This window comes from Nitrincola lacisaponensis, from assembly GCF_000691225.1.
Taxonomy (GTDB): Bacteria; Pseudomonadota; Gammaproteobacteria; order Pseudomonadales; family Balneatricaceae; genus Nitrincola; species Nitrincola lacisaponensis.
The window spans coordinates 1-520 of record NZ_JMSZ01000019.1 but is presented as its reverse complement, the minus strand read 5'-3'; the positions used below and the strand labels follow the sequence as shown (position 1 = coordinate 520).

Sequence of the window (520 nt, the reverse complement as noted above, 5' to 3'; positions counted from 1 at the left end):
TCTCGTGGGCTCGTCGAGGAAGAGGACGTCGGGTCGACTGATCAGCGCGCACGCGACGTCGAGTCGGCGCCGCTGGCCGCCCGAGAGCGTGCGGATGAGCTGCCGGGACCGGTCGGCCAGGCCCACGGCGGCGAGCATCTCGGCCGGGTCTCGGAGATCGTCGCGGCCGACGGTGCGGTGCCCGGCGGCGACGTAGCGGAGGATGTCGATCACCCGCCACGTGCCGTGATCGCGCCACGACTGCAGCACGATGCCGATGCGCGACTTCCAGGCCTCGGGCGCGGTGGAGGGGATCTCGCCCAGCACCGTCACCTCGCCGGAGGAGGGGCGGCGGATGCCCTCAAGCGTCTCGACGAGCGTGCTCTTCCCGGCGCCGTTGGGGCCGAGGATCGCGATCTTCTCGCGCATTCCGATCTCGAGGTCGATTCCCTCGAGCACCCGACGGGTGCCGTAGGTCATCGTCAGTCCCGACACCCGGATGGCCGGGGCGGTCGGGGCGGTGTCGTGCCGGTGGGGCGTG

1 protein-coding gene is annotated in these 520 nt (G+C 72.1%); it reads right to left on the bottom strand.

What is annotated here, in order from left to right:
- Positions 1-459 (bottom strand): ATP-binding cassette domain-containing protein (locus ADINL_RS07170; RefSeq protein ID WP_152547639.1); only part of this gene is annotated, 459 nt, incomplete at its 3' end.
- Positions 460-520: the final 61 nt, after the last annotated feature.